This window comes from Knoellia terrae (assembly GCF_048606435.1).
Lineage (GTDB): Bacteria > Actinomycetota > Actinomycetes > Actinomycetales > Dermatophilaceae > Knoellia > Knoellia terrae.
This window is the reverse complement of record NZ_JBMBWH010000004.1, coordinates 239,336-265,221: the sequence shown is the minus strand read 5'-3', so window position 1 is coordinate 265,221 and position 25,886 is coordinate 239,336. Positions and strand designations below refer to the sequence as shown.

At 72.2% G+C, this 25,886-nt stretch carries 25 protein-coding genes, 1 tRNA gene and 1 other RNA gene; 4 read left to right on the top strand and 23 right to left on the bottom strand.

What is annotated here, in order from left to right:
• Window positions 1-461: 461 nt before the first annotated feature.
• The 10 genes from ACOJV9_RS08255 to ACOJV9_RS08210 form a co-directional block, all read right to left on the bottom strand.
• Window positions 462-1,148: an SseB family protein gene (locus ACOJV9_RS08255; RefSeq protein WP_420184711.1), complete on the bottom strand. Its 687-nt coding sequence runs from the start codon at window positions 1,146-1,148 to the stop codon at window positions 462-464.
• Window positions 1,145-1,879 carry a bifunctional 1-(5-phosphoribosyl)-5-((5-phosphoribosylamino)methylideneamino)imidazole-4-carboxamide isomerase/phosphoribosylanthranilate isomerase PriA gene (gene priA / locus ACOJV9_RS08250; RefSeq protein WP_420184710.1) on the bottom strand — a complete coding sequence of 245 codons (735 nt, stop codon included), beginning with the start codon at window positions 1,877-1,879 and terminating at the stop codon, window positions 1,145-1,147. Before priA ends, ACOJV9_RS08255 begins: the two co-directional genes overlap by 4 nt.
• A 53-nt stretch (window positions 1,880-1,932) precedes the next feature.
• Complete coding sequence (gene hisH / locus ACOJV9_RS08245) at window positions 1,933-2,577, bottom strand: imidazole glycerol phosphate synthase subunit HisH (protein ID WP_420184709.1); 645 nt, start codon at window positions 2,575-2,577, stop codon at window positions 1,933-1,935.
• Entirely contained in the window at window positions 2,574-3,200 is a 627-nt protein-coding gene (locus tag ACOJV9_RS08240) for a hypothetical protein (protein ID WP_420184708.1), read from the bottom strand. Before ACOJV9_RS08240 ends, hisH begins: the two co-directional genes overlap by 4 nt.
• A gap of 3 nt (window positions 3,201-3,203) precedes the next feature.
• Window positions 3,204-3,809 carry an imidazoleglycerol-phosphate dehydratase HisB gene (gene hisB, locus ACOJV9_RS08235; protein WP_420184707.1) on the bottom strand — a complete coding sequence of 202 codons (606 nt, stop codon included), beginning with the start codon at window positions 3,807-3,809 and terminating at the stop codon, window positions 3,204-3,206.
• Window positions 3,806-4,939 carry a histidinol-phosphate transaminase gene (locus ACOJV9_RS08230; protein ID WP_420184706.1) on the bottom strand — a complete coding sequence of 378 codons (1,134 nt, stop codon included), beginning with the start codon at window positions 4,937-4,939 and terminating at the stop codon, window positions 3,806-3,808. The genes hisB and ACOJV9_RS08230 overlap by 4 nt, the downstream gene beginning before the upstream one ends.
• On the bottom strand, window positions 4,936-6,243 hold the full coding sequence (gene hisD / locus ACOJV9_RS08225; protein ID WP_420184705.1) for a histidinol dehydrogenase: 1,308 nt from the start codon (window positions 6,241-6,243) through the stop codon (window positions 4,936-4,938). The genes ACOJV9_RS08230 and hisD overlap by 4 nt, the downstream gene beginning before the upstream one ends.
• A 204-nt stretch (window positions 6,244-6,447) precedes the next feature.
• Entirely contained in the window at window positions 6,448-9,450 is a 3,003-nt protein-coding gene (locus ACOJV9_RS08220; RefSeq protein WP_420184704.1) for a bifunctional [glutamine synthetase] adenylyltransferase/[glutamine synthetase]-adenylyl-L-tyrosine phosphorylase, read from the bottom strand.
• Window positions 9,451-9,460: 10 nt separating this feature from the next.
• Window positions 9,461-10,798 (bottom strand): type I glutamate--ammonia ligase, encoded by a 1,338-nt coding sequence (glnA, locus tag ACOJV9_RS08215; RefSeq protein ID WP_420184703.1) that lies wholly within the window; start codon window positions 10,796-10,798, stop codon window positions 9,461-9,463.
• A 94-nt stretch (window positions 10,799-10,892) separates the two neighbouring features.
• The gene (locus ACOJV9_RS08210) at window positions 10,893-13,181 is read right to left on the bottom strand and encodes an immune inhibitor A domain-containing protein (protein ID WP_420184702.1); all 2,289 of its coding nucleotides are present in this window, start codon (window positions 13,179-13,181) and stop codon (window positions 10,893-10,895) included.
• Between the two features lie 158 nt (window positions 13,182-13,339).
• On the opposite strand from ACOJV9_RS08210, the gene panB reads away from it, so the two are divergent.
• On the top strand, window positions 13,340-14,209 hold the full coding sequence (gene panB, locus ACOJV9_RS08205; RefSeq protein ID WP_420184701.1) for a 3-methyl-2-oxobutanoate hydroxymethyltransferase: 870 nt from the start codon (window positions 13,340-13,342) through the stop codon (window positions 14,207-14,209).
• Between the two features lie 12 nt (window positions 14,210-14,221).
• Here the strand turns inward: panB and ACOJV9_RS08200 are convergent, their stop codons facing one another.
• Complete coding sequence (locus tag ACOJV9_RS08200) at window positions 14,222-14,413, bottom strand: methionine aminopeptidase (protein ID WP_420184700.1); 192 nt, start codon at window positions 14,411-14,413, stop codon at window positions 14,222-14,224.
• A gap of 48 nt (window positions 14,414-14,461) precedes the next feature.
• Here ACOJV9_RS08200 and map point away from each other — a divergent pair, with 48 nt between their 5' ends.
• Both map and ppgK read left to right on the top strand, forming a co-directional pair.
• On the top strand, window positions 14,462-15,325 hold the full coding sequence (map, locus tag ACOJV9_RS08195; RefSeq protein ID WP_420184699.1) for a type I methionyl aminopeptidase: 864 nt from the start codon (window positions 14,462-14,464) through the stop codon (window positions 15,323-15,325).
• A 22-nt stretch (window positions 15,326-15,347) separates the two neighbouring features.
• Window positions 15,348-16,118, top strand: a complete 771-nt coding sequence (gene ppgK / locus ACOJV9_RS08190) for a polyphosphate--glucose phosphotransferase (protein ID WP_420184698.1) — start codon at window positions 15,348-15,350, stop codon at window positions 16,116-16,118.
• Between the two features lie 8 nt (window positions 16,119-16,126).
• Here the strand turns inward: ppgK and ACOJV9_RS08185 are convergent, their stop codons facing one another.
• The 3 genes from ACOJV9_RS08185 to ACOJV9_RS08175 all read right to left on the bottom strand — a co-directional run bounded on the left by ACOJV9_RS08185 (window position 16,127) and on the right by ACOJV9_RS08175 (window position 18,669).
• Window positions 16,127-16,777 carry an MBL fold metallo-hydrolase gene (locus tag ACOJV9_RS08185; RefSeq protein WP_420184697.1) on the bottom strand — a complete coding sequence of 217 codons (651 nt, stop codon included), beginning with the start codon at window positions 16,775-16,777 and terminating at the stop codon, window positions 16,127-16,129.
• Between the two features lie 32 nt (window positions 16,778-16,809).
• An RNA gene (gene rnpB, locus ACOJV9_RS08180) (RNase P RNA component class A) lies at window positions 16,810-17,193 on the bottom strand.
• Window positions 17,194-17,223: 30 nt separating this feature from the next.
• Complete coding sequence (locus ACOJV9_RS08175) at window positions 17,224-18,669, bottom strand: RNB domain-containing ribonuclease (RefSeq protein ID WP_420184696.1); 1,446 nt, start codon at window positions 18,667-18,669, stop codon at window positions 17,224-17,226.
• Between the two features lie 41 nt (window positions 18,670-18,710).
• Between ACOJV9_RS08175 and ACOJV9_RS08170 the strand changes: the two genes are divergently transcribed.
• The gene (locus tag ACOJV9_RS08170; RefSeq protein ID WP_420184695.1) at window positions 18,711-19,463 is read left to right on the top strand and encodes a YaaA family protein; all 753 of its coding nucleotides are present in this window, start codon (window positions 18,711-18,713) and stop codon (window positions 19,461-19,463) included.
• Here the strand turns inward: ACOJV9_RS08170 and ACOJV9_RS08165 are convergent.
• From ACOJV9_RS08165 to ACOJV9_RS08125, 9 genes are all read right to left on the bottom strand, one after another.
• A complete protein-coding gene (locus tag ACOJV9_RS08165) occupies window positions 19,454-20,659 on the bottom strand; it encodes an O-succinylhomoserine sulfhydrylase (protein ID WP_420184694.1) in 1,206 nt (401 codons plus the stop codon). The two genes, ACOJV9_RS08170 and ACOJV9_RS08165, sit on opposite strands and share 10 nt — an antisense overlap.
• Window positions 20,656-21,066, bottom strand: coding sequence for a rhodanese-like domain-containing protein (locus ACOJV9_RS08160; protein ID WP_420184693.1), 411 nt, complete (start codon window positions 21,064-21,066; stop codon window positions 20,656-20,658). The genes ACOJV9_RS08165 and ACOJV9_RS08160 overlap by 4 nt, the downstream gene beginning before the upstream one ends.
• Window positions 21,067-21,108: 42 nt before the next feature.
• Window positions 21,109-21,846, bottom strand: coding sequence for a zinc ribbon domain-containing protein (locus ACOJV9_RS08155; protein WP_420184692.1), 738 nt, complete (start codon window positions 21,844-21,846; stop codon window positions 21,109-21,111).
• Complete coding sequence (locus tag ACOJV9_RS08150) at window positions 21,843-22,670, bottom strand: Nif3-like dinuclear metal center hexameric protein (RefSeq protein WP_420184691.1); 828 nt, start codon at window positions 22,668-22,670, stop codon at window positions 21,843-21,845. The genes ACOJV9_RS08155 and ACOJV9_RS08150 overlap by 4 nt, the downstream gene beginning before the upstream one ends.
• A 1-nt stretch (window position 22,671) precedes the next feature.
• Window positions 22,672-22,744, bottom strand: a tRNA-Val gene (locus tag ACOJV9_RS08145).
• Window positions 22,745-22,791: 47 nt separating this feature from the next.
• A complete protein-coding gene (locus ACOJV9_RS08140; protein ID WP_420184690.1) occupies window positions 22,792-23,265 on the bottom strand; it encodes a peroxiredoxin in 474 nt (157 codons plus the stop codon).
• Window positions 23,266-23,291: 26 nt separating this feature from the next.
• Window positions 23,292-23,732: a DUF3052 domain-containing protein gene (locus ACOJV9_RS08135; protein WP_420184689.1), complete on the bottom strand. Its 441-nt coding sequence runs from the start codon at window positions 23,730-23,732 to the stop codon at window positions 23,292-23,294.
• A 7-nt stretch (window positions 23,733-23,739) separates the two neighbouring features.
• A complete protein-coding gene (locus tag ACOJV9_RS08130; protein ID WP_420184688.1) occupies window positions 23,740-25,332 on the bottom strand; it encodes a PH domain-containing protein in 1,593 nt (530 codons plus the stop codon).
• Window positions 25,329-25,853: a PH domain-containing protein gene (locus tag ACOJV9_RS08125; RefSeq protein ID WP_420184687.1), complete on the bottom strand. Its 525-nt coding sequence runs from the start codon at window positions 25,851-25,853 to the stop codon at window positions 25,329-25,331. The genes ACOJV9_RS08130 and ACOJV9_RS08125 overlap by 4 nt, the downstream gene beginning before the upstream one ends.
• Window positions 25,854-25,886: the final 33 nt, after the last annotated feature.

The window sequence follows — 25,886 nt, the reverse complement described above, 5'->3', positions numbered from 1 at the left end:
GAGAGGCTCCTCGCGCAGCGCCCGAGAAGCCTCACATCCGTCCACTCGGAGCCCAGGGCATACACGTATGCCGTGGACCGGGTGGAGAAACCCGGCGACCCTGGGGTCGACGCGGGTGGAAGCGAGCTTCACTTGCGCACCATGTCCCGAGGGACACGGCCGGTCAGCGCCCCACGGTAGCAGCCTCACGCCTCGGGACCAATTCGGCGTATGCCGTCCTGTTGGCTCGCCCCTGGCGTTGCTCGGAACGCGCTCAGCGGACCTCCGGACTGCGCGCAGCCTTTCGTAGGTGCGTCACCTCATCATGTCAGCGCGCAGTCCTGCGGTCCGACGCACGTTCCAAGCAACGCAACGGGACTCGTGGTCGGGTGCGGCCTCCGAAGGCGCCTCACGGGGAGGATCGTCAGGATCATGGCCCCTGCGATCCTCCCCGCGAGTGTCGAGCGCAGCGAGTGAGGTGATCAGGTGATGCGGAAGGCGAGGCCGTCGATCCTCGCGCGGAGCTCGCCGTCGGTGGCGAGGCGCTCCCCCACCCGGGTGGCGACGTCCTGCACGGCCGCGGCGTCGAGGCCCTCGGCGAGCTCGAGGCAGACGCCGAGGATGCCCTGGCCGGCTGGCGCGCCCTCCTCGAGGTGGTGGGAACGGATGTCCGGCTCGTCGGCGACGGCGCGGGCGACGCCGGAGGCGACGAAGGGGTCGAGGTGGGCCGGGAGCCACTTCCGCTCCTGGGCGAGGGCCCAGACCATCGAGGGCCGGAGGACGCGGGTGCGTGGGCCGGCCACGTCGACGACGACGACGTCGCACCGTTCGCTCACGGCGGCCTGCGCGGCCCGGGCGGAGGTGACAGGGACGGGGCGGGCGTCGGGGTCCCAGGCGGCCAGCGTCTCGAGGCTGCTGAAGACCGGGAGGGCCCGCTCGCCGTCGGGCGCGACGAGGGTGACGGCGGCCATGTCGGTCTGCGTGTCGACCGTGAGTCCACCCTCGGTGGCCGTCTCGACCGGCTCGGCCACGATGGGCACGAGGAGGCGGGCCTCGCGCAGTGCCGAGAGAAGCGCGGCCGGGTCGGCCTGGTCGAGGGCCGCGGTCAGGACCGGAGGCGCAGAGCCGTCGTCGCCCTCGAAACCGGTGAAGACGAGGTCGCGCGTCACGGGCGTCCGGCGACGTCGAGAGCCTCGGGAAGGGTGAACGCCTTGCGGTAGAGGGCCGAGCCGATGATCGCTCCCTCGACCCCGTCGCCGACCATGCCGCGCAGGGCCTCCAGGTCGGCCAGGGTCGACACCCCGCCCGAGGCGATGACGGGCCTGTCGGTGCGGGCGCAGACGTCGCGCAGCAGCTCGACGTTGGGACCCTTGAGCATGCCGTCCTTGTTGACGTCGGTGACGACGTAGCGGGCACAGCCCTCTCGGTCGAGCCGCTCGAGGGTCTCCCAGAGGTCGCCGCCCTCCTGCGTCCAGCCGCGGGCGGCCAAGGTCGTGCCGCGCACGTCGAGGCCGACGGCCACGCGGTCACCGTGGTCGGCGATCGCCGACGCGGTCCACTCCGGGTTCTCCAGTGCGGCGGTGCCGAGGTTGACCCGTCGGCAGCCGGTGGCGAGCGCCCGCTCCAGCGTCTCGGCGTCCCGGATGCCACCGCTCATCTCGACGTCGATGTCGAGGGCGCCGACGATCGTGGCGAGGAGCTCGGCGTTGTCGCCGCGCCCGAAGGCCGCGTCGAGGTCGACGAGGTGGAGCCACTCGGCGCCCTGCTCCTGCCACCGCATCGCGGCCTCGAGCGGCTCGCCGAACTCGCCCCCCGTCCCGGCGACTCCCTGCACGAGCTGGACGGCACGGCCCCCCGCGACGTCGACGGCGGGCAGGAGCTGGAGACGAGGGGTGGTCATGACACCTTCAGGGTGGTGGGGGCGGGGTGGTCGGGCTGTGTCGCAGAGACGGCTCAGAGCGAGCGGACCCAGTTCTCGAGGAGGTGGAGCCCGGCCTCGCCGGACTTCTCGGGGTGGAACTGCGTCGCCGAGAGGGGTCCGTTCTCGACGGCGGCGACGAAGCGCTCGCCGTGGGTCGCGTGGGTGACCTTGGGTGCGACGACGGCGAACGAGCCCTGCGGCTCGGGCAGGGTCCAGTCGCGGACGGCATACGAGTGGACGAAGTAGAAGCGCTCCGTCTCGACCCCGGCGAAGAGCGTCGACCCGGCCGGTACGTCGACCTCGGTCCAGCCCATGTGCGGGACGACGGGCGCCGACAGGCGCTCGACCGTGCCCGGCCACTCGCCGAGCCCTTCCTCGGTCACGCCGGTGGGCTCGGCCGACGACTCGAAGAGCGCCTGCATGCCGACGCACACCCCGAGCACCGGCCGACCGCCGGCGAGGCGGACGTCGATGATCCGGGGCGCCTCTGCCGCACGCATTCCCCGCACGCAGGCGTGGAAGTTGCCGACGCCGGGCAGGAGCAGCCCGTGCGCGTCCAGGGCGCGCTGGCGGTCAGCCGTGAGCTCGACGGTCGCACCGACGCGCTCCAGCGCCCGGACGGCGCTGTGCACGTTGCCGCTGCCGTGGTCGAGGACGACGACGTGACGCCCGCTCATCGCTCCATCTCCCACCGGTGGGCGTCCTCCTCGGCCACGAGGGCGTCGAAGGCCGCGACGGAGCGGGGACTCGGGTCGACCCGCTCGTGCGACTCGTCCGGTCCCTGACGCAGGAGGTCCTCCCCCGGGAGGCCGAGCAGGCGCATCAGCCCGACGAGGACGTCGACCGGCTCCCCGCGCGTGTCGCCGAAGTGGTCGGTGACCTCGCTCGGTGAGGTCCTCGAGCGGGCGCCGGCCACGTCGACGACGAGCCCGGCGGGCAGCACCGGGAGGTCCGGTGTGCGCCGGACCCCGGAGCCCGGCTCCCACACGAGCCACCGCTGCTCGAGGCGCCACCCACGGGGCTGGACGGTCACGACCGCGCAGCCGTCGATGACGAACAGGCCCACGGTGGGCCGGTGGCGGCCGGGCACGCGCCGGGCGGCGAGGATCTCCAGCCCGATGTCGTAGGGCGGCGCCGAGTGCGCGCGCTGCTCGGCCAGGCAGACGCCCGTCCACCCGGCGAGGGGCACGACCCGCACGGCCGCCAGGCCACGTCGCACCCAGCGCGCCGACGCGGCGGCGCCGCCCCGGACGAGGACGAGCCCGTGCCCGAGGTCGGGGGTCTGGTCAGTGCTGGCCACGGCTCAGAGCGCACCCTTGGCGCTCGGCACCCCGACCACCCGGGGGTCGCGCGCCACCGCCGCGCGCAGGGCGCGGGCGACGGCCTTGAACTGGGCCTCGACGATGTGGTGCGGGTCGCGCCCGGAGAGCACCCGCACGTGCAGGGCGATCCCGGCGTGGAAGGCGAACGACTCGAGGACGTGGCGCGTGAGCGAACCGACGTAGTTGCCGCCGATGACGACGTACTCCTGGCCGGCCGGCTCGCCAGTGTGCACGACGTAGGGGCGGCCCGCGACGTCGACGACGGCCTGCACGAGCGCCTCGTCGAGGGGCACGGTCGCGTCACCGAAGCGGGCGATGCCGCTCTTGTCGCCGAGCGCCTCGCGCAGGGCGTCGCCGAGCACGATCGCGACGTCCTCCACCGTGTGGTGCGCGTCGACGTCGACGTCACCGACGGCCTTGACCCGGAGGTCGACGAGCGAGTGCTTGGCGAGCGACAGCAGCATGTGGTCGTAGAACCGGACGCCGGTGCTCACCTCACCGACCCCGGTGCCGTCGAGGTCGAGGGTCAGCTCGACGCTGCTCTCCGAGGTGGTGCGCGTCACCGTGGCGGTGCGGTTGCTGGTCACGACTGTCCTTCCAGGTGGTCAGGACCCAGGGCGGCGACCGCGTCGAGGAACGCGGTCGTCTCCTCCGGTGTCCCGGCGGTCACTCGAAGATAGTGGGCGATCCCCACGTCCCTGACGAGAACCCCCTCGTCGAGCAGCGCCTGCCACGTGGTGCGGCTGTCGCGCAGCCCGCCGAAGAGGACGAAGTTGGCGTCGCTCGGGACGGGGTCGAGCCCGAGGCCCGTGAGGGTCGCGACGATGCGGTCGCGCTGGGCCTTCACGACGTCGACCGTCGCGAGCATCGTGTCCGAGTGGCGCAGCGCGGCACGAGCGATCGCCTGGGTGGGCGTCGACAGGTGGTAGGGCATGCGCACGAGCCGGAGCGCGTCGACGAGGTCCGGGTCGGCGGCGAGGTAGCCCAGACGACCGCCCGCGAAGGCGAAGGCCTTGCTCATCGTGCGGGTGACGACGAGACGGGGCCGGCCCTCGAGGAGGGTGAGGGCGCTCGGTGTGCCGGGTCGGGCGAACTCCGCGTAGGCCTCGTCGACCACGACGACGGCCCGCGGGGCGGCATCGTGCACGGCGGCGACGATGTCGAGCGTGAGGGCGGTGCCCGTCGGGTTGTTGGGCGAGCACAGGAAGATCACGTGCGGGTCGGCCTGCTCCACCTGGGCCACCGCCGACGCCACCGAGAGGTCGAAGGCCCCGCCACCGCCTCCGGAGTCCGGGTCGACACCGCGCAGCCCGTCGACCCACGTCGTGCCGGTCGTCGCGGCGATGATCGGGTGCATCGAGTAGGCGGGGGTGAACCCGAGCGCGGTGCGCCCCTGCCCGCCGAAGGCCTGCAGCAGGTGCAGGAGGACCTCGTTGGACCCGTTGCCGGCCCAGACCTGCTCCGGGCCCACGGCGGTCCCGCTGCCGGTGAGGTATGCCGCGAGGTCACCCCGCAGGTCCGTGAACTCCCGGTCGGGGTAGCGGTTCAGCCCGTGGGCGACCGCGGCCACGGCGGCGACGATGTCGTCCACGACAGCCGGCGGGACGGCATACGAGTTCTCGTTGGTGTTGAGCGCGACGGGCACGTCGAGCTGGGGCGCGCCGTACGGCGTGCGGCCGCGCAGGTCCTCGCGCAGCAGCTGCTGGATGTCGGTCATGACAGCTCGGGAAGGCGCGCGAGGACGGCCTCGCCGTGCGCGGGGAGGTCCTCCGCGCGGGCCAGGGTCACGACGTGGGCGCCGACCTCGCGCAGGGCGGCCTCGGAGTACTCGACGACGTGGATGCCGCGCAGGAAGGTCTGCACGGACAGGCCGCTCGAGTGCGAGGCGCAGCCACCGGTCGGCAGGACGTGGTTGGACCCGGCGCAGTAGTCACCCAGGCTCACCGGCGACCAGGCACCGACGAAGACCGCTCCCCCGTTGCGCACCCGCGCGGCCACGGCGGGGGCGTCGAGGGTCTGGATCTCGAGGTGCTCGGCGGCGTAGGCGTTGACGACGTCGAGGCCGACGTCCACCGTGTCGACGAGGACGACGGCCGACTGGCGCCCGGTGAGCGCGGTGGTCACCCGCTCCGCGTGCTTGGTGGCGGCGGCGCGGCGCTCCACCGCGGCGGCGACGGCGTCGGCCAGCTCGGGGCTGTCGGTGACGAGGACCGCGGCGGCGAGCGGGTCGTGCTCGGCCTGGCTGACGAGGTCGGAGGCGACGTGCTCGGGGTCGGCGGAGGCGTCGGCGAGGATCGCGATCTCGGTGGGCCCGGCTTCGGCGTCGATGCCGATGAGCCCCTTGAGCAGCCGCTTGGCCGCGGCGACGTAGACGTTGCCGGGGCCGGTGACGAGGTTGACCGGGTCGAGGTCGTCGAGCCCGTGGGCGAACGCGGCGACCGCCTGTGCCCCACCCATGGCCCAGACCTCGTCGACCCCGAGCAGCGCGCAGGCCGCGAGGATCGTCGGGTGGGGCCAGCCGCCGAAGTCCTTCTGGGGCGGGCTCGCCACGGCGAGCGAGCCGACGCCGGCGATGAGGGCCGGCACGACGTTCATGACGACGCTGCTGGGATAGACGGCGACGCCGCCCGGGACGTAGAGGCCGACCCGGTCGACCGGGACCCAGCGCTCGGTGACCGTGCCACCGTCGGCGACCGTGGTGGTCGTCGTCGTGCGGCGCTGCTCCTCGTGGACGACGCGGGCACGCCGGATGGACTCCTCGAGGGCGGCCCGGACGTCCGGGTCGAGGTCGGCGAGCGCTGCGGCGAGGACGTCGGCCGGGACGCGCAAAGAGGTGGGGCGCACGCCGTCGAACCGCTCGGAGGCGTCGAGGACGGCCTCCGCGCCGCGCGCGGCCACGTCGTCACAGATGGGACGGACGGTGGCGACGGCGGCCTCGACGTCGAGCTCGGCTCGCGGCAGGGTCGCGCGCAGCTCCCGGACTCCGGGCGTGCGGCCGCGCAGGTCGAGGACGGGGATCATGCGCCCAGTCTATTTCGCGCGCATGCCGGCCCGTGACCGCGTCCGCCCCTCCATGGCCGCCCCCGCGCCCAGCGCTTCGCCGTCGCGCCGTCGCGCCGTCGCGCCGACTCGCCGACATCTTCCGACCAATAGGTCAGGAACTGCTCGAGCACTTCCTGACCTATTGGTCGAAAGGTGGTCGCACCGGACGGCGAGCGATGGGGCTCAGGCGTCGTAGAAGACGTGCTCGGCGGCGTGCCGCGCCCGGCGGGCCACGCGCCGGTAGCGGTTGGCCAGCTCCTGACCGGACTTCGGTGGCAGCCCCATGATCCGGGCCATCCCGTCGGCGTCGCGGACGTCCGACGGGACGGAGTCCACGGGTCGGCCACGGGCCAGGATCCCGGCGTTGCGCATCGTCGAGGCCAGCCGCCACGCCTCGGCCAGCGCGGCCGCGTCGTCGCGACCGACGAGACCGGCGGCCTCCGCAGCCGCCAGCGCTCCCAGGGTCGAGGTCGTCCGCAGTCCTTCCTGCGCGTGGCCGTGCTGGAGCTGGAGCAGCTGGATGCACCACTCGACGTCGCTGAGCCCGCCGTGGCCCAGCTTGAAGTGGGTCTTGCGGTCGGCTCCGCGCGGGAGGCGCTCGGACTCCATCCGGGCCTTGAGGGTCCGGATCTCGCGGACCTGCCCGGCGTCGAGGCCGGCCTCGGGCCAGCGGACCGGGTCGACCAGCTCGACGAAGGCGGCGCCGAGCTCCTCGTCGCCCGCCACTGGAGCCGCCCGGAGCAGCGCCTGCGCCTCCCAGACGAGGGACCACCGCTCGTAGTAGGCGCGGTAGGAGTCGAGCGAGCGGGTGAGCGGGCCGTTCTTGCCCTCGGGCCGCAGGCCGGCGTCGACCTCGAGGCGTGGGTCGGGCGCGGCCAGCCCGAGGAGCCGGATGAGCTCCTTGACGACCTCGAGGGCCTGCTCCTGGGCGGCCCGGGAGTCCGCACCCTCGACGGGGTCGTGGACGAAGAGCACGTCGGCGTCGCTGCCGAACGCCGACTCGCCACCCCCCAGACGCCCCATGCCGACGACGAGGTGACGGCTGAGCGGCGCGGCTCCGGTCTGCTCCTCGACGCCGGCGAGGACGACCTCGAGGGTGACGTCGATGAGGGCGCCGCTGAGGTCGGCGAGGGCCCGGCCGAGCTCGTCGAGGCTGACGTGCCCGAGCAGCGACGCGACCGCCAGGCGGAAGAGCTCGGAGCGGCGGACCGCGCGTGCCGCGAGCACCGCCGGCTCGGCCGAGTCCTTGCGACGGGCCGCCGCCCGCATCCGGTTCTGCACCTCCTCGCGCGCCCGGGGGCGCAGGCCTCCGGGGTCACCGAGGAACTGCACCGACTCCGGCCCCTGCTCGAGGAGCTCGGCGGCGTAGCGGCTGCGCCCGAGCGTGTGCGCGAGGCGCTCGGCGGCGCTCCCCTCGTCGCGCAGGAGGCGGAGGTACCACGGCGTCGTGCCGAGCTCCTCGCTGATCCGGCGGAACGCGAGCAGTCCGGCGTCCGGGTCCGCCTCGTCGGCGAACCACCCGAGCATGACCGGCAGGAGCTGTCGCTGGATGGCCGCGCGCCGGCTCACCCCGTCGGTGAGGGCCTGCAGGTGGTTGAGAGCCCCCCGGGGGTCGCGGAAGCCGAGGGCGGCGAGCCGCTCTCGCGCAGCCTCCGGCGTGAGCCGCACCTCGTCGGGACCGAGCCTGGCCACCGCGGAGAGCAGCGGCCGGTAGAAGATCCGCTGGTGCAGCCGACGCACCTCGCGCGCGGCGGTGCGCCACTGGGCCACCACCGCGTCCTCGGGGTCGCGCTGGTGGCCCAGCGCGCGCCCGAGGCAGCGCAGGTCCCCCGCGGACGTGGGCATGAGGTGGGTGCGGCGCAGCCGGTGCAGCTGGATGCGGTGCTCGAGCGTGCGCAGGAGCCGGTATGCCGTGTCGAGGGTCTGCGCGTCGTCCCGGCCCACGTAGCCGCCCTGGGAGAGGGCCGCGAGCGCGGTGAGGGTCGTGCCGGAGCGCAGCGAGCGGTCGGAGCGACCGTGCACGAGCTGGAGGAGCTGGACGCTGAACTCGATGTCGCGCAGGCCGCCGGGGCCGAGCTTGAGCTGGCGGTCGGCCTCGCCGTGGGGGACGTTGTCCTCGACGCGGCGCCGCATCGCCTGCACGTCCTCGACGAAGTGCTCACGCGAGGCGGCGGACCAGACGAAGGGTGAGACGGCCTCGACGTAGGCCCGTCCCAGGCCGCGGTCTCCGGCGACCGGGCGGGCCTTGAGCAGGGCCTGGAACTCCCACGTCTTGGCCCAGCGCTCGTAGTACGAGACGTGGGACGCCAGGGTGCGCACGAGCGGCCCGTTCTTGCCCTCGGGCCGCAGGGCGGGGTCGACCTGCCACAGGGAGCCGGTGGCGGTGGCGCTCGAGCAGATCCGGATGAGACGCGTGGCGAGGTCGGTGGCGACCGCCAGGGCCTCGCCCTCGTCCGCGCCCTCCGCGGGCTCGGCGACGAAGATGACGTCGACGTCGCTGAGGTAGTTGAGCTCCCGGCCCCCGGTCTTGCCCATGCCGATGACGGCGAAACGGCACCGGTCGGCCGAGGGGCCGGCGGCGTTGCGGGCGATGACGAGCGCGGCCTCGAGGGCAGCCTCCGCGAGGTCGGCCAGTGCGGCCGCGGTCTCGGGCAGTCGGGCCGCCGGCTCCGGCCGTGAGACGTCGAGCGAGGCGATGCCGAGGAGCTGGCGCCGGTACTCGATGCGCAGGGCGTCCTCGGGTGTCGCCCCGTTCGCCGGGTCGGTGACGGCGCCGGTGAGCAGCTCGACCCGCTCCTCGACCTCGAGCTGGAACGCCTCGACGACGGCGGTCCAGTGCTCCGGCCGCGCGACGAGGTGGTCGCCGAGCGCCGTGGAGGATCCGAGCACCGCGAGCAGCCGGTCGCGGGCACGTCCGGGCTCGCGCAGCGCCGGGACCACGGCCTCGTGCACGTGGGCCCGGGCCGGCGTGCCGACGGCCTCCATGAAGCGCACGAGCGCGAGCAGCGCCTGGTCGGGGTCCGCGACCCTCGCGAGCGCGACGGCGAGCCCGTCGCTCTCCACCCGCACCCGGTCCTTGACCAGGGGTGCGATCACCGGGTCGGCGAGCAGGCCGATGGCGCGTTGCGGCTCGGCGAACCCGAGCCGGGCGAGGTCGCCCGGGACCGAGGGCGTGCGGGCGCTCATCGTGCGCCGGTCACAGGCGCGGGAGGTACCGCTCGAGCTCGAACGCGGTCACCTGACCGCGGTAGTCGGCCCACTCGGACCGCTTGTTGCGGAGGAAGAAGTCGAAGGTGTGCTCGCCGAGCGTCTCGGCGACGAGCTCGCTCTCCTCCATCACCTCGATGGCGTCGCTGAGCGACGCGGGCAGCGGCTTGATGCCCATGGCCTTGCGCTCGGAGTCGGTCAGGCCCCACACGTCGTCCTCGGTCTCGGGCGCGAGCTCGTAGCCCTCCTCGATCCCCTTGAGGCCGGCGGCCAGCAGGACCGAGAAGGCGAGGTAGGGGTTGCACGCCGAGTCGATGGAGCGGACCTCGACGCGGCTGCTCTGCCCCTTGTTGGGCTTGTACATCGGCACCCGCACCATCGCGGAGCGGTTGTTGTGCCCCCACGTCAGGTGGGCGGGGGCCTCGCCGCCGCCCCAGAGCCGCTTGTAGCTGTTGACCCACTGGTTGGTGACGGCGGTGATCTCGGCGCCGTGGTGGAGCAGCCCCGCGATGAACTGTCGGCCGGTCTTCGACAGCGAGTAGGGCGCACCCGCCTCGTAGAAGGCGTTGCTGTCACCGTCGAAGAGCGACATGTGCGTGTGCATCCCGGAGCCCGGGTGCTCCGCGAGCGGCTTGGGCATGAAGGAGGCGTAGATGCCCTGCTCGAGGGCGACCTCCTTGATGACTGTGCGGAAGGTCATGATGTTGTCCGCCGTCGACAGGGCGTCCGCGTAGCGCAGGTCGATCTCGTTCTGCCCCGGTGCACCCTCGTGGTGGCTGAACTCGACGCTGATCCCCATCGACTCGAGCATGGTGATCGCAGCCCGGCGGAAGTCCTGGGCGGACCCGTGCGGCACGTGGTCGAAGTAGCCGGCCTGGTCGATCGGGGTCGGCTGCTCACCCGGCCGGAAGCCCTTCTCGAAGAGGAAGAACTCGATCTCGGGGTGCGTGTAGAACGTGAAGCCCTGGTCGGCCGCCCGGGCCAGCGTGCGCTGGAGGACGTGGCGGGGGTCGGCCATGCTGGGCGCGCCGTCAGGAAGGGTGATGTCGCAGAACATCCGGGCGGTGCCGGGGCTCTCGCCACGCCACGGGAGCACCTGGAAGGTCGCGGGGTCGGGCTTGGCCAGCATGTCGGCCTCGTAGACGCGCGCGAAGCCCTCGATCACCGAACCGTCGAAGCCGATGCCCTCGGCGAAGGCGCCCTCGAGCTCGGCAGGGGCGACCGCCACCGACTTGAGCGCACCCAGCACGTCGGTGAACCAGAGGCGGACGAAGCGGATGTCCCGCTCCTCGATGGTGCGGAGCACGAACTCCTGCTGACGATCCATGGTCGGCATCCTAGGGGGAGACAGGGCGAGGGCCCCGGAGCATCTCGCTCCGGGGCCCTCCCCCTCCTGCGGGCTGACTCAGCTCAGGGCTGCGTCACTTGAACGAGACCTGCACCTGCAGCTGGTTGCCGTCGGCGCTGGACTTGTTGACCTTCATCACCGTGCCGGAGCCGGCGACCTTGACCGAGCTCCACGGGTTCTTGGCGTCCCAGTAGCGGTTCTCGTCCGAGTCGTCGAAGACCGGGATGCCGGCCGAGGACGGGACCGTCGTCGGGACACCGTTGCGGTGGAACGTCACCGCGTCGGTCTTCTCGAGACCGAAGGTGGCATCGAACGGCTGGCGGCGGTTGCCGAGCTTGACTCCGCCGTCGAGGACGACCGGGGCCGGGCGGGCGTCGACCGGGAGGGCCTCGCCGCCACCGGGGTGGGCGGAGGTGTTGTTGTCGGTGAACTCACCGTCGACGTACCAGACGAGCATGCCGTTCTGGTACGGGAAGCGCTCGACCCAGTCCGGCTTGGTGGAGGCCCAGCCGAAGTTGTACGGGCCCGTCTTCAGGGTGGAGTCGTAGCCGTTGTAGTTGCGGTTCTCGGCCAGGTAGAAGTGGCTGACGACCTCGGAGGTGGAGCCGCCCATGCGGGTGAAGCCCTTGGCGGTCCAGCCGTTGGTCCCGGCCTCGACGTCGTCGGTCAGGACGGTGGAGCCGTCGACCGTGACGGCCAGGTCGTCGAGGAACGCGCCCTCGTAGTGCAGACCACCGTCGGTGGCGTAGCGGAAGCGGAACTGCACGTTCTTCCCGGCGTAGGCGCTGAGGTCATAGGACTTCTGCGTCCAGCCGGAGAGGGCCTCGTTGCCCTCGGGGCCGTCGACCTTGGTGCCGACCTCGGTCCAGTTGGCGCCGTCGGTGCTGACCTCGGCGTAGAGGGCGTCGTAGCCCTCCTCGATGTTGTACTGCATCCACGCCGAGACCGACGCCGACGACTTGCCGGTGAGGTCGACCGTGCGGGTGAGCGTGTTCTGCAGGCCGTCGGCCGAGCCGCTCCACCACTCCATGGCACCCGAGCGCGGGGTGTTGTAGGAGGTGGTGACCGTCTTGTCCGGCAGCGTCACCGCGAGGGCCTGGACGTCCGAGCGGCTCGCGGGCCGGTCGGCGGAACCGAGGTTGACCGTCATGTCCTGGCCGTACGGGACGACCTTGTAGTCGAGCCAGCCGAGCTGGAGCTTCTCGAGCGGGCCCATGTAGCCGGGCTTGGTGCCGATCGAGTTGCCACCGTCGTTGAGCCAGGAGCCACCGGACATGAGGGTCCAGAAGCCCGTGCCGTTGTCGCCGCCGGCGGTGTCGTAGTAGTCGGGCAGGCCGAGGTCGTGACCGAACTCGTGCGCGAACACCCCGAGGCCACCGTTCTCCGGCTCGGTGGTGTAGTCGCCGACCCAGATGCTGGACCGGCCGATCCGGGCGCCACCGGACTTGTTGCCGCTCGGGCCGGTCTTGCCGATCTGGTCGGAGTTGACGTACCAGCGGTGCGACCAGATGGCGTCGTCACCGAGGACACCGCCACCGGCCTCCTCGCCCTCTCCGGCGTGGATGGCCTGGAAGTGGTCGATGTAGCCGTCGGGCTCGGCGAAGTTGCCGTCACCATCGGCGTCGTAGCGGTCGACCTTGTCGAACTCCTTGAGCTTGGTGTCGACCTGGGCCGCCGTCATGCCACTGGCGATCTGGGCGTCGTACCACGCGTTGACCGTGTCGGTCACGTAGCTCCAGTAGCCGGCAGCCTCGTTGTCGTTGTCGCCGTAGGTGCGCGCCTCGCCCTTGACCTGCACCCAGTCCGAGACCTCGCCGGTCGTCATGAAGCGGCCGTTGGACTGCTTGAGGTAGAAGTCCTTGAAGGACTCGCCCTCGCCGAACATCATGTCCTCGAAGTGGGCCTGGTCGAAGTCCTCGGTCCAGTAGGTCGAGTTGTCGTCCGTCCTGCTGCCGTCCCAGTTGCGGTCGGGCTCGGGGATCTCGTTGTGCGACATGTCGCTGAACTCGGACAGGATCGTGAACACCGACTCCTCCCGGTTCACCGGGTAGGACACGTAGCGGTCCTTCGTGGCCTTGGTGCCCTTGCCCGCGGCGGGAGTACCCGCGAGCTTGATGACACGCTGACCGCCGCGGATCTCGGTCGTGGCCTCACCCTTGACGAGCTTCTCCACGGCCTCCTTGCGCAGGGCGCGCTGCGCGTCGCCGAGCGGGTTGGGCAGGTCGTCGTGCTTCGTGTTCGAGGCCTTCGGGTCCGAAGCCGGGGGCGCGGCGTCCTTGGCCTGCGCACCCATGGGCGCGAGGCTCACCACCAGCGCGGCCCCGGCCAGTCCGGCCAGGGCGCGAGTGTGTCGTTGTGTCACGGTTCCTCCGAGTGTGATCGCCCGCCCGGGGTCAGGCGCGGCTCATGCAGAGAAACATGTGCACTCCGATTGCACAATGGTTTGTGGGGTTTCTTTTACCTGCCTTTTACCTTCCACGCACGAGGGGCACCGCACGGCGCCTCTGACAGGATCGCCCCATGAGCGAGCAGCCGAGGCCCCCCGCCGAGACGACGAACCCCTACGGCACCGGAGCCCAGACCGCTCCCCAGAAGCGCATCCGGGTGCCCCACCTCCAGAGGATGAAGGAGACGGGCGAGAAGTGGGCGATGCTCACGGCATACGACATGTATGCCGCCGAGATCTTCGACGAGGCCGGCATCCCGTGCCTGCTCGTCGGGGACTCCGCTGGCAACAACGTGTACGGCTTCGAGACGACCGTGCCGGTGACCGTCGACCACCTCGTGCCGCTCTGCCGGGCCGTGACGTCGGCGGCCAGGCACGCGATGGTCGTCGCCGACCTGCCGTTCGGCTCCTACCAGGCGAGCCCGCAGCAGGCCCTCGCCACCGCCACCCGGTTCATGAAGGAAGGGCTCGCCCACGCCGTCAAGCTCGAGGGCGGGCGGGCCATGGTGCCCGAGATCGAGCTGCTCGTTCGCGCCGGCATCCCGGTCATGGGGCACATCGGCTTCACGCCCCAGAGCGAGCACGTGCTCGGCGGCTACCGGGTCCAGGGCCGCGGCGACGGGGCCGACCGCCTCCTCGAGGACGCGATCGCCCTCCAGGACGCCGGGTGCTTCGCCGTCGTCATGGAGATGGTGCCGGCGCCCGCCGCCAAGCGGGTCACGGAGGCGCTGCGCATCCCCACGGTGGGCATCGGGGCCGGGCCCGACTGCGACGCCCAGGTCCTCGTCTGGCAGGACATGGCCGGCCTGCGTGGCGGCCGCGCCCCCCGCTTCGTCAAGAAGTACCTCGACATGAGGACCGACCTCGGCAACGCTGCGCGGGCGTATGCCGGCGAGGTCGCCTCGGGCGCGTTCCCCGCGACCGAGCACAGCTTCGAGGAGTGAGCCGGCCGGCCCTCAGGCCTCGGTCTCGTCCTTGCCCTCCCAGGCGCGGTCCTCGGCGTCCCACTGCTCGGTGTTCGCCCGGGCGGTGTCGAGGGCGGCGCGGGCCTGCTCCTCGCTGTCGTAGGGCCCCATGACGTCGTCGTTGCGGCTGCGGTTCTCGTCGGTCTCGACCTGCTTGGTCGCGATGTTGTACCAGTACGCCACGCTGTCCTCCTCGGACTCCCGAACGGCACTCTGCCTAGACTCCACCGTATGCCGATGACCTACCGAAGTGTCGCTCCGGGCGAGGTGTCCCCGCGACGCGCCGTGACGGCGACCATCGAGCGTCCCGAGTACGTCGACAGGCCGTCACCGGACAAGAACCTCTCCCCGGAGGTCAAGGACGCCGAGACGATCGAGCTGATGCGGGTCGCCGGTCGGATCGCCGCCCGGGCGATGGAGGCCGCGGCGGCCGTCATCGCCCCCGGGGTCACGACCGACGAGATCGACCGGGTCGGCCACGAGTTCCTCCTCGACCACGGCGCCTACCCCTCGACGCTCGGCTACCGCGGGTTCCCGAAGTCGCTCTGCACGTCGGTCAACGAGGTCGTGTGCCACGGCATACCGGACTCCCGGCGTCTCGAGGACGGCGACATCGTCAACATCGACATCACGGCCTACGTCGGCGGGGTGCACGGGGACACCGACGCGACCTACCTCTGCGGGAACGTCGACGAGGAGTCGCGCCTGCTCGTCGAGCGCACGCACGAGGCGATGATGCGCGGCATCAAGGCGGCGGTGCCCGGCCGGCAGGTCAACGTCATCGGCAGGGTCATCGAGAGCTATGCCCGGCGGTTCGGCTACGGCGTGGTGCGCGACTTCACCGGTCACGGGATCGGCCGCTCGTTCCACTCGGGGCTCGTCATCCCCCACTACGACGCGGCGCCGTCCTACGACACCGTCATCGAGCCGGGGATGACGTTCACCATCGAGCCGATGCTCAACCTCGGCACCGAGGCGTGGGAGATGTGGGACGACGACTGGACCGTCGTCACCGCCGACCGACGGCGGTCGGCCCAGTTCGAGCACACGATCCTCATCACCGACACCGGCAACGAGATCCTCACCCTCCCCTGACCCCACGGACGAAGGAGTCCCCATGAGCAAGAAGACCGGCCTGCCCCTCGGCATCGACGTCGGCGGGAGCGGGATCAAGGGCGCGCCGGTCGACCTGGCCAAGGGTGAGTTCGCCGCCAAGCGCAAGCGCATCGTCACCCCGGAGGTGTCCACCCCCGAGGCCGTCGCCGACGTCATCGACCAGATCGTCGACCACTTCGACGACGTGCGGGGCGACTCCCCCATCGGCATCACGATCCCCGGTGTCGTCACCCGCGGCGTGGTCCGCTCGGCGGCCAACATCGACAAGTCGTGGCTCGACTTCGAGGCGGAGACCCTGCTCGAGAAGAAGCTCGGCCACGACATCGTCCTCGTCAACGACGCCGACGCGGCCGGAGTCGCCGAGCTCCACTACGGGGCGGCGAAGGGCCAGAAGGGCCTGGTCATCCTCACGACGCTGGGCACCGGCATCGGCACCGCCCTCATCCACGACGGCGTCCTCATCCCCAACTCCGAGCTGGGGCACCTCGAGCTCGACGGCTTCGACGCGGAGAAGCGTGCGGCCTCCTCGATCAAGGACGTCGAGGGCCTCAGCTACCCCGAGTGGGCCGAGCGCCTCCAGCGCTACTACACCCACCTCGAGAACCTGCTGTGGCCCGACCTGATCGTCGTCGGCGGCGGCGTGTCCAAGGACCACGAGGAGTTCCTGCCGCTGCTGGACCTGCGGACGAAGATCGTGCCGGCGGTGCTCGAGAACAAGGCCGGCATCATCGGCGCAGCGCACCTCGCGCAGGAGTACCACGACTCCCACTGACCCACAGGTCAGTGGCCGAGCTCCACCGCTCCTCGACCGGCGAGGTCGCGCACCTCGGTGTCGGCTCCTCCGAGCGACCGCGCCTGGCCGAGGTAGAGCTCGCGGCCCGACGCGTTGAGCAGGCCATCGTGGATGGGCACCGCGACCGGAGGGTTCAGCCGCCGCAGGAAGCCGGTCATCTCGCGGCTGCGCTGCCACGGCGCGTTGAGCGGGAAGGCGACGACGTCGACGTCCCCCGGCTCCCCCTCGAGGCTGTCGCCGGGGTGGAACAGGCTGGGCTCGCCCCCGGCCCGCAGGACGACGCCGACGTTGGGGATGCGGGCGATGTCGTCGTGGATGAGGGCGTGCACCTCGCCGACGGGCGAGACCGTCACGGCGCCCAGCCTGCTCTCGCCACGGTGGACCTCGGCCTCGATGCCGAGGCCGACGAGGACCTCGGCGCTGCCCGGGTCGGAGAGCACTCGCGCCCCGGGGTTGCCTGCCGTGAGGACGGGTAACCGCTCCCGGTCGAGGTGGTCGGGATGCTGGTGGGTGAGCACCACGGCGGTGAGGTCGCGCACCGCCTCGAAGCCGGGCGTGAAGCCGCCCGGGTCGAGGAGGATGCGCTGGTCGCCGGTCTCGACGAGCAGGCACGCGTGTCCCAGGTGCGTCAGTCGCATGCTCCACCGTATGCCGGCCACCCGGCTGGGTGCGGACGAGTCAGTCATAAGCCGGGTTCTGTCACGTGGCCGGTTGCCCGGGTCACGCTGACGGTCATCCATCTCGGACCGCTGTTGCCAGCGGCCTCCAGCGCCCTACCCGTGTGCTCGGGCGGGCCGCCCTCGAACGCACACTGTCTGGGCTTGCTCCGGGTGGGGTTTACCGAGCCGGCTCCGTCACCGGAGCCGCTGGTGGTCTCTTACACCACCGTTTCACCCTTACCCGAGCCCCGGACCTGAGTCCGGAGTCGGGCGGTCTGTTCTCTGTGGCACTGTCCCGCGGGTCACCCCGGGTGGCTGTTGGCCACCACCCTGCCCTGTGGAGCCCGGACTTTCCTCGACGTGGTTGCCCACGCCGCGACCGTCGGACTGACTCGTCCGCGCCTCCAGCATACGGGCGGGCGAAGTCAGGCGACGACGAACCGCACCTGGCCCGTCGCCACGTCGGCCGACTCGAGCCGGACGGGGACCGAGGAGCCGAGGTCCGCCTCGCCCTTGGCCCGCGCCAGCACCGGGACGTCGAGCAGCTGCACCTCGAGGCCCCGGTCGTCTCGGTCGACGACGACGGCGTCGAAGGTCTCGCCGACGTGGGGCTGGAGGACCGCTGCCTCCACGGCGTCGGCGCACATGCGGTCGGCCGCCCCGGCGCGGCGGTCGGACTCCTTCATGAGATCGGGGACGGAGGGCAACGCCTCCCGCACCCAGCCCGGGACGTCGCGGTCGGCACTGATCGCCTCGCAGACGACGAGCCCGAAGCGGTCGACGAGGCGGCGCAGCGGTGCCGTCACGTGGGCGTAGGCCTCGGCGACCGCCGCGTGCTCGACCTGCTCGGGGACGTCTCCGTCGAACGGCGTGTACCCGGCTCCGCGGAACAGGGCCGTGGCGGCGTGGATCAGCGCGAGGTGCCGGGGGTTCTCGCGGTCGAGCCCGCGCAGGAAGTCGCCGTAGCCCTGCTCGGCCGGCCAGGGGGCGCCCAGCGCCTTGGCCTGTCGCCGAAAGCGTGCGACGGCGTGGTGGTCGGCGTCGGGCATGGTGCGCAGGATGCCGACTCCGGCGTGCAGCATGAGGTCGGCCGCGGCCATCCCCGTGAGCAGGGAGAGCTGGGCGTTCCAGTCCTCGCAGGTGCGCGGTGGGCGCAGGGCGAGCGTGAAGTTCCCGTCGTCGCCGAGGTGGACCTCCTGCTCCGGCATCGGCAGGCTGGCACCTCCGCGCAGCTGCTCCTGGCGAATCCGACGCTCCCCGATCTCGCGCAGCAGGACCCACCGCTCGTCGGTGGTCCCCGCGTCGACCAGCTCCTGGACCCCGGCGTAGTCGAACCGCTCGACCGAGCGGACGAGGGCCCGGTAGACCTCGGCGCTCGTCCCCTCGCCCTGGGCGTCGAGCCGCAGGTCCCAGACGAACGCCGGGCGGACCTCTCCGGGCAGCAGGCTGGCCGCTCCCTCGCTGAGCACGGGCGGGTGCAGCGGGACGCGGACATCGGGGCAGTAGATCGTCTGGCCGCGCCGCCGCGCCTCCGCGTCGATCGCCCCGCCGGGAGCCACGAAGGCGGGCACGTCGGCGATGGCGTAGCGGACGCGGTAGCCGTCACCGTCGCGCTCGAGGCACATCGCCTGGTCGAGGTCCATGGAGGTCGGCGGGTCGAGGGTGATGAAGGGGACGGCGGTCTCGTCGCGCTCCGGCGGCTCCGGCGGCGACTGCGCCAGCCGCTCGGCCTCGGCCTGCACCTCCGGGGGGAACACCTCGCTCGCCTCCACCTCGGCACGGATCGCCGCGAACCGCGCCAGCAGCGTCTCCCGCACGGAGTCGGCGGTCGTGGGGTCGACAAGGGGGAGGCTGATCGCGCGACGGGGCATGCCCGCCAACCTACCCAAGCGCGCACACATAGGGTGTCCGCGTGCTCATCGTGCTGCCCCCGTCGGAGTCGAAGTCGAACCGACGGCGTGGGCGGCCCGCGGACCCGAGCACGTGGTCCTTCCCCGAGCTTGGCCGGACGCGTGAGCGGGTGGCGGCCCACCTGGCCACCGCGAGCGCCTCTCCCTCTGCCACGACGCTGCTCGGCGTCTCACCGGGTCTGGCCGACGAGGTCGCCCGCAACCTGACGCTGGGGAGCGCGCCGGCCACCCCTGCTGCGGACGTCTACACGGGAGTCCTCTACGACGCGCTCGACCTCGCGTCGATGGACGCCGCGGCGCGTCGACGGGCGAACCAGTGGGTCGTCATCGTCTCCGCGCTCCACGGCGCCGTGCGGCTCAGGGACCGGATCACGGCATACCGGTTGTCGATGGACGTGAACCTGCCCGGCCTCGGACCGGTCGCGGCGGCCTGGCGCCCCGTCCTCGGCGACGTGCTCGCACCCGCTGCCGGCCGCGAGGTCGTCGTGGACTGCCGGAGCTCGACGTATGCCGCGGTGTGGACGCCCGCGGGCGACGTCGCCGACCGCTGGGTCCAGGTGCGCGTGCCCGGCGCGAGCCACATGGCCAAGCACACCCGAGGGCTGGTGGCCCGGCACCTCTGCGTCGACGGCCGGCGCGCCCGCACGCCTGAACAGCTCGCCGCGGTCGTCGCCGACGGCTTCGAGGTGGCCCTCACTCCCCCGGTGCGTCGAGGGCGACCCTGGGTGCTCGACGCCGTGGCACGTCAGGCCTGACGGGCACCGGCCAGGGCGGCCTCGACGTCCTCGACGAGGTCCTCGACCGACTCCAGCCCTACGGAGATCCGGACGGTGCCGTCGGTGATGCCGACCGCCGCGCGAGCCTCCTGCGTGAGCCGGCGGTGCGTCGTCGTGGCGGGGTGGGTGACGAGCGACTTGGCATCGCCGAGGTTGTTGGAGATGTCGACCAGCCGAAGCGCGTTCATCAGCAAGAAGGCGACGTCCTTGCCCCCGTCGACCTCGAAGGTCACCACGGTCCCGCCACCACTCATCTGGCGCAGCGCGAGCTCGTGCTGCGGATGGTTCGGGAGCATCGGGTAGACGACCCTCACCACGCCCTCCCGCCCCTGGAGGTGACGAGCCAGGATGAGCGCGTTGTCGGCCATGTGTCGCACGCGCAGTGACATCGTCTCGAGCCCCTTGAGGAGCACCCAGGCGTTGAAGGGGGACATCGACGGGCCGGTGTGCCGCATGAGGTTCTTGACGGGGCCGTCGATGAACTCGGCCGGACCGAGCACCGCGCCACCGAGGACGCGCCCCTGGCCGTCGATGTGCTTGGTGGCCGAGTAGACGACGACGTCGGCGCCGTGCTCGAGGGGACGCGAGAACACGGGGGTGCCGAAGACGTTGTCGACGACCACCACGGCGCCGGCGGCGTGCGCGAGCCGGGAGACGGCCTCGATGTCGACGAGCTCCTGCATCGGGTTGCTCGGGGTCTCGAAGAACACGGCCGCGGTCGGCACGGACAGGGCCTCCTCCCACTGCGCCAGGTCCGGACCGTCGACGAGAACCGTCTCGACCCCGAAGCGGGGGAGGATCTCGTCGACGATGACGAAGCAGGACCCGAAGAGGGCCCGCGACGCGACCACCCTGTCCCCCTGGCCGGCGAGTGCCGCGAGGGCGACCCAGACGGCGGACATGCCCGAGGCGGTCGCGAAGCACGCCTCAGCGCCCTCGAGCAGCCGGAGGCGCTCCTCGAACATGGCGACGGTCGGGTTGCCGTAGCGGCTGTAGATGAACTTCTCGACCTCGTCCTTGAACGCGGCCTCGGCCTGCTCGGCGGACTCGTAGACGAAGCCCGACGTGAGGAACATCGCCTCGCTGGTCTCGTCGAAACCCGTGCGGGACAGCCCTCCTCGCACGGCGAGGGTCTCGGGGCGGAAGGAGCGTCCCGGCTCGTCGAGCGTGCTCACCCCTGCGTCCAGGGCAGGCCCGCGGCCTTCCAGCCACCGACCGTGCGGTGCCCGTCGGGGCCGTGCGGGCCCTCGAAGCCCTCGAGGACGTTGTATGCCGGCCCGAGACCAGCCGCGGTGGCCGCCTCCGCCGCTGCCACCGAGCGCACCCCCGATCGGCAGAGGAAGAAGACCGGCGTGCCCTGCGTGACGCCGGCCGCCCGCAGCTGGTCGACGAACGCCTCGTTGACGCTGCCGTCGGGGTAGCGCTGCCACTCGACGAGCAGCGGCGACCTCCCCGCACCGAGCTGCGGCACACCGACGTAGGCCCACTCGGCGCGGGTGCGCACGTCCACGAGGACGGCACCGTCGGAGGCGGTCACCGCTTCGTACGCCTCGGCGGGGCTGACGTCACCGGCATAGCTCATCGGGCCAGCCTAGGCGCGGGCAGCACGGTGGTCAGGCGTCGTTCAGAGACCGGACTCCGGAGTGCGCACGAGGATCCGCCGGCACTCGTCGCAGCGGATCACCTCGTCCGCCGGGGCGGCCTTGATCCGGCCCAGCTCGACCGGGTTGAGCTCCAGCTGGCACCCGCCGCAGCGACGCTGGCGCAGCGGGGCGGCACCCGTGACGCTGGTCGCGCGGATCTTGTCGTAGAGGGTGACGAGGTCCTCGCCGACGAGCTCCACCAGCCGGTCGCGAGGCGCCACGACGTTGGCGGCGTCAGCATCGAGCTCGGCCAGCCGGTCGTCGCGGGCCGACTCGAGGGTGCTGAGCCGCTCGGTCAGCTCGGCCCGGCCACGCTCCAGCTCGGTGACGTCGTTCTGGATGGACTCGGCGCGCTCCATGACCTCGAGCTCGACCTCCTCGAGCGCCGCCTGGCGGCGGCCGAGCGACTCGAGCTCGTGCTGGATCGCGGTGAGGTCCTTGGCGGTGCCCACGCCCGAGTCGAGACGCTGCTGGTCGCGGGTCGCCCGGTCGCGGACCTGCTGCACGTCCGCGTCGGCCTTGGCCAGCTCGCGCTGGACGTCACCGAGCTCGGTGCGCGAGCGGACCAGCTGGTCGTCGAGCAGGCGGGCCTTGCCCTCGAGGTCCGCGATCTCCGCGTGCTGCGAGAGGGTCTTGCGCGCGTGGTCGATCTGGGAGAGCCGCGTGTCGATGGCCTGGAGGTCGAGCAGCTGGGACTGGCGCGCTGGGTCGGCTTTCACGGCATACCTCCGAGGTTCTCCGCGCCGACCGTGAACGTCCACGGGTCGGTGCGCACTGTGCTGATGTCGATGTCCACCCTAAGTGCAGCGGCGAGGGCGTCTCGCACGGTCGGCAGCCACACCGCCTCGCTCGACCAGTGGCCGGCATCGACGAGGTAGGGAGCAGCGCCTCGGGACTCCTCGCGCGCCTCGAGCGCCGGGTGGTGGCGCAGGTCGGCCGTGACGTAGACGTCGACTCCCGCCGCACGCACGGTCGCGAGCTGGTCGTCCCCCGCCCCGCCGAGGACGGCGACCGACTCGACGACGGCGTCGGCCGGACCCGCGATCCGGAGCCCTCCGGCGGCGGCCGGCAGCGCGGCGTGCAGGGAGGTGGCGAAGTCGCCCAGCGTCATGGGTGTCGCGAGCCGACCCACCCGGCCCAGGGGCTGGTCCTCGACGACGGCCAGCGGTCGGGTGTCGAGAAGTCCGGCGGCGACGGCGAGGGCCTCGCACACACCGGCAGCGGCCACGTCGGCGTTGGTGTGCGCGACGTAGAGGGCGATGTCGCCGACGACCAGCTGGGTCACGCCGGCGCCCTTGGCCGTGGTCGTCGCGACGGAGTGCACGCCACGCAGGAGCAGCGGGTGGTGGGTGATCAGGAGGTCCGTCTGGGTCGACCGGGCCTCGTCGATGACGGCGAGGGTGGGATCGAGGGCGAGCAGCACGCGCTCGACCGGCTGCTCCGGATCGCCGGTGACCAGGCCCACCTGGTCCCAGGACTGGGCGGTCGAGCTCGGGTACAGGCGCTCGAGGACGTCGACGACGTCACGCAGCAGAACGGTCATGTGGGCCCGGCCGGCCTCGAACCGACGACACCCGCGGTGTAAACGCGGTGCTCTACCAACTGAGCTACAGGCCCCGTCGCGGCGGGTGGCCGCGACCGGTCCGCCATTGTGTCAGGACGGGTCAGGCGCGGGCGAGAGCGGCGTGGTAGCCGCTGAAGTCGCGTCGCTCGCCGATCCCGCTGACGAGCGACCAGCGGATCGTCCCCTGCGGGTCGATGAGGAAGGTCCCCCGGCGTGCCACTCCGACGGCCTCGTCGAAGACGCCGTAGGCGCGGGCGACCTCGCCGTGGGGCCAGAAGTCGGACAGGAGCGGGAAGAAGTAGCCGTCACGGTCGGCATAGGCACGCAGGGAGAACATCGCGTCGCAGGAGACGGTGAGGACCTGGACCTCCTCGGTCACGAACCGGCCGAGGTCGTCGCGGATCTCGGTGAGCTCGCCGGTGCAGATCCCCGAGAACGCCCACGGGTAGAAGACGAGAAGGACGTGCTGCCGCCCGAGGTAGTCGGCGAGCGAGACCTCGGCGCCGTTCTGGTCGCGCAAAGTGAAGGCGGGGGCGCGTGTCCCCACGGCGAGCGCGGCCGAGGTGTCCGTCATGACACGCAGTCTGCCGCAGCCTGCTGTCAGCGCCGCGTCCTGGGCGCCACGAGCTTGGTGGCCCGCCAGGCCGGTGACGCGTTGAAGGCGCCGGCGGTGTGCAGACCGGCCGTCGTCGCGGCCTCGTCGATCTCGGCGGGGTCGACGGCGCCCCCGCCCCGGTCCTTCGGGGTGAGCGCCAGGACGAAGCCGGCCTCGCCGAGCACCACGACCAGGTCGACGAGCGCGTCGGTGAGGTCACCGTCGTCGGCACGCCACCAGAGCAGCACCGCGTCGGTCTCTCCGGTGTAGTCCTCGTCCTCGAGGTCCGAACCGATGACGTCCTCGACGGCGAAGCGGAAGTCGTCGTCGACGTCCTCCGCCCAGCCGAACTCCTGCACGATCTGCTCGGCGGCGAACCCGAGGCGTTCGACGCCGGCCGGGCCCTCCGCCCCCGGGTCGGCGGGCGGTGGTGCAGGGGTGTTCACGGTCGGGCTACCTCTCGTCGGTTCGGTCTCGGGGCACTAGTTGACTAGGAACTTCGGGTTCGGTGCAAGCGGTTCGTGAGATTGCCCGGGCCGCGCGCGCCCGGGACGCCTCGTCACGCAGGAGCCTGCTGCCGGTCTCCGCGTCGAGGTGCTCGATGCTGAGGTCGACCGGGCCCGGGGTCGAGACGAGGGTCACGGTCACGAGGTCGAGACGCGCGTCGAGGGGTCCCTGGCTCAGGCGGAGCGACTGGACCCGCGCGTGCGGCATGACGCAGACGCGACGCCACCACCTGCCCGTGCGGAGCATGAGCGAGTGCTCGGACACGGCGAAACCGGACCGATGCCAGCTCAGCGGGTCCAGACGCCGGGCTCGTTCGGAGACCAGGGTCCAGCCTCCGTCGACCCCGTCGCCGAGGGCGGCACGGCGGAGGTCACCCTCGGAGAGGGCGGGGTCGAGGAGGGTGAGCACGGCGAGCGCCTGGTCGAGCGTGCCCACCGGCAGGACCGTCGTCTCGTTGTCGGAGCTGCCCGTCGGGTCCTGGGCGACTCCGGCGACGTTGACCTTGACCCGCCACCAGCCGAACGGCCGCCACCACATCGGCTGCACCATCCCGACCGCCTGGATGCGGTGCAGCGGGATCGTCGTCGTGCGCTTGTCGGTCAGTCCGTGCTGGATCCGGGCGGCGGTGCCGGTGTCGCCGAGGCGGAAGTTGCCGTGCTTGAGGAGCTCGCCCACCCGGTTGACGACGAGACCGAAGACGAGCGGGCCGAGCGCGGGAAGTGCGATGACCGCGCCGGTGAGGACCTCGAGCGAGGACCCCCAGGTCGCCAGGGCGAGCGCCCCGACGAGGAGCCCGACGGCGCCGAGGACGATCGTCCCGCCGTGGAGGATCGTGGCCACGAACAGGCGCGAGTTGGGGACGCGCAGGACCTCACGTCCCTCGTCGTCGCCGCCCGGGCCCGGGAACCGCTGGTGGGAGGCGCCGTCGGCTCCCGCATCGGCACGCGCTGCCTCGTCACGACGCCCGGCGAGGGCCAGGAGCTCCCGCCGCACCTCCTCGGCGCGGCCCGCACCGAGGAAGGCGAGCTTGAGGTGGCTGTCTCCTCCCCCGGCGGACTGGACGATCACCTGGGACAGCCCGGTCAGCTGGGCGAGCAGCGGTCGGCTGATCTCGATGGCCTGGACCCGCTCGAGCGGGACCTGTCGGTGCTCGCGGAACAGCCAGCCCTTGCGGAACTCGATCTGGCCGCCCGCCACCCGGAACTTCGAGAACCTCCACGTGAGCCAGCCGACGAGACCCACGAGGCAGAGGGCCACCAGCACGACGGCGACGGCGACGAGCGAGTGGTCGAAGAGGAAGCCCAGTCCCTCCCGCACGCCCCGGTCGGGCCCGCCGTCCGCGTCGTCCCGGTCCGCGTCGCCGCCACCGAGCCCACGGAAGACGTTGTCCACGAGCTGCGAGCCGGCATACCCCAGCACCGCCAGGCCGACGAGACCTCCCCGCAGGACGGGCGACAACGGGTGGAGGTGCTGCCACTCGTGGAGGGCGAGGTCGCGACGGGCGTGTGCTGGGTGAGGTCCTGACCCGGGCTCGGTCACAGGCCCGCTCGCTGCGCCTCGCCCCGGGCGGCCAGCCGCCCACGCAGGGCCTCGGCCTCCTCGGTGGGGAGCCCGGGCAGGGTGCCGCCGCTCTCCGGTGAGGCCGTGTGGAACTCGCAGGACGCGATCCCGCGCGAGCGCATGAGCGGGCCGGACTCGACGTCGATGTACTGGAGGCGTCCGTAGGGGATGCTCACGAGCGACCGGAAGACGCGTCCCTTGCGGATGACGATCTCGTCGGGCAGCTCGATCCAGGTGATCGCGGAGACCTGCCGGACGACGAGCCAGACACCCCAGGCGAGCAGGACCGCGACGACGACGGCACCTCCCCAGAACCACGGGTTGACGAGCACGCCCAGCACGACGAAGGCGAGAACGAACGGTGCGAGCCACGCGAACAGGGTGATGAGCCGCACCGTGCGCAGCGCCGGGCTCACCGGCCGCCACGGCAGGTCCCCACCGTGCAGGGTGACCGCGTCCGGGTCCACGGGCGTCACGTGGGGGTCGGCGTCCGTCGTCATGGGCACCAGCCTGCCAGCCGACCCGCGTGTGAC